At 70.1% G+C, this 2,299-nt stretch carries 2 protein-coding genes; one reads left to right on the plus strand and one right to left on the minus strand.

The annotated features are described in order from the left end of the window. The coding region (locus ELR45_RS41245) for a heavy metal translocating P-type ATPase (protein ID WP_240759951.1) at positions 1-1,203 on the plus strand (1,203 nt) is incomplete at its 5' end. 15 nt (positions 1,204-1,218) lie between these two features. Here ELR45_RS41245 and ELR45_RS20835 read toward each other — a convergent pair. Further along, the gene (locus tag ELR45_RS20835) at positions 1,219-2,169 is read right to left on the minus strand and encodes an oxidoreductase (RefSeq protein WP_129668064.1); all 951 of its coding nucleotides are present in this window, start codon (positions 2,167-2,169) and stop codon (positions 1,219-1,221) included. Positions 2,170-2,299 lie beyond the last annotated feature (130 nt).

The following is a 2,299-nucleotide window of genomic DNA, read 5'->3' on the forward strand; positions in this document are numbered from 1 at the left end:
ACCGTCGTCGTCTGGGCGCTGCTCGGTGACCCCGATTACGCCGTCACACAGTCCGTCACGGTCCTGATCATCGCCTGCCCGCACGCCCTCGGCCTGGCGATCCCGCTGGTGACATCGATCTCGACGTCCAAGTCTGCCCGGAACGGCATCCTGGTCAAGGACCGGCTGGCGCTGGAGCGCACCCGCAACGTCGACGCGGTGCTGTTCGACAAGACCGGCACTCTGACCAAGGGAGAGCACGCCGTCACCGGCGTCGCTGCCGTCGAACGCGACGGAGGCGGAGACGCCGAAACCGATGCGACCGACACCGTCCTGGCGCTGGCCGCGTCCGTCGAGGCGGACAGCGAGCATCCGCTGGCCCGGGCGATCGTCGCCGCGGCCCGCGAACGCTCGCTCGACATTCCGGCCGCGCAGGAGTTCCGATCCATGACCGGCCGGGGAGTCCAGGCCGACGTGGACGGGACGACCGTCGCGGTCGGCGGTCCGGCGATGCTCCGCGAGCAGGAGCTGACCATCCCGGACGCGCTCGCCGATGACGTCGACGGATGGCAACAGCGGGGTGCGGCGGTCCTGCACGTGATCCGCAAGGGCGCGGTGATCGGCTCACTGGCGCTCGAGGACCAGATTCGTCCGGAGTCCCGGGACGCCGTCGAGGAACTGCACCGGCTCGGGGTGAAGGTGGCGATGATCACCGGCGACGCCCAGCAGGTGGCCGACTCGGTGGCGAAGGAGATCGGGATCGATGAGGTGTTCGCCGAGGTTCTCCCCGAAGACAAGGACTCCGCCGTCGCCGATCTGCAGCGGCGTGGGCACACGGTGGCGATGGTCGGCGACGGGGTGAACGACGCTCCGGCACTCGCCCGTGCCGACGTCGGCATCGCGATCGGTGCCGGTACGGACGTCGCGATGGAGTCGGCGGGCATCGTGCTCGCCTCGGACGATCCGCGCGCCGTGGTGGCGGTCAAACGGCTCTCCGCGGCCAGCTACCGCAAGATGGTGCAGAACCTGTGGTGGGCCGCCGGCTACAACCTGGCCGCGATCCCACTCGCCGCCGGAGTGCTGGCGTGGGCCGGTTTCGTCATGCCGATGGCCCTGGGTGCGGTGCTGATGAGCTTGTCCACCATCGTCGTCGCGGCCAACGCCCAGCTCCTGCGCCGCGTCGACCTGCGGCAACCGGAGGACTCTGCACCGCAACCCGCCTAGGCGCGCGTGCCGGTCCTACGCGGCGTCCGTGGCGACGCCATCGAGCAGCGCGAGCTCGTCGCCGGTCAGCTGGAGGCTGCCGGCGGCGATGTTCTCCTCCAGGTGCGCCGGGCTACCGGTGCCAGGGATCGCGAGGACGTGCGGGCCACGGTGCAGGGTCCACGCGAGCCGAACTTGTGTCGGCGTGGCGTCGTGGGCCTCGGCGACGGCGGCGACCTCCGCCTGGCCCGTCTGATCCGCGCTGACGCCCGGTACCGCACCCGGCACGCCGGCGCCCATGGCGAAGAACGGCACGAACGCGATGCCATGCCGGCGGGTGAGCTCGACCAGGTCGTCGTCCTGCCGTTCGGTCACGCCGTACCGGTTCTGCACGCACACCACCGGGGCGATCGTCATCGCCTCGGTCAGCTGTTCGGCGCTGATGTTGGAGATGCCGAGGTGACGGATCAGACCCGCGTCGCGCAGCTCCGCGAGGGCACCGACGTGTTCCGCCACGGAGCCGGCCTCCTTCTCCAAGCCGGTGCCCCAGCGCAGGTTGACCACGTCGAGGTGGTCACGCCCGAGCTGGCGGATGTTCTCCTCGACCTGGCCGCGGAGCTGGTCGGGACGGGCCATCGGCTCGAACTCGCCATCGCGGGAACGGGCCGGTGCGACCTTCGTGGCGATGACCAGGTCATCGGGGTAGGGCTGAAGCGCGGTGCTGATCAGCTCGTTGGCCGAACGGGTCACGACGAAGTAGAACGCGGCGGTGTCGATGTGGTTGACGCCGAGTTCGATTGCGCGGCGCAGGACGGTGATCGCGTCCTCCCTGCTCCGTGGCTTCTCGTCCCAGGGCATGCCGCCCAGGCGCATCGCACCAAGGCCGATCCGGTTGACGGTGAGGTCGCCGAGCCGCCAGGTGCCGGCAGCGTTTGCGGCCGGGGTGCTCGTCGGGATGCTGTTCGTGGTGCTCTGTTCGGTGTTCATGCCATCAGCGTGGCGCGGCGGGCGCTGGAATTCCCGGGGTTGGCAGCTTGTTGCCAACCCCAGCGGGATCCGTAGGGTCAGGGAGAATAGAGCTATGCCGAGCACTGAGACCGCCACGGTCGTGCGCGGA

Origin of the sequence: Phytoactinopolyspora endophytica, from assembly GCF_004138495.1 — a bacterium.
In the GTDB taxonomy this organism is placed as follows: domain Bacteria; phylum Actinomycetota; class Actinomycetes; order Jiangellales; family Jiangellaceae; genus Phytoactinopolyspora; species Phytoactinopolyspora endophytica.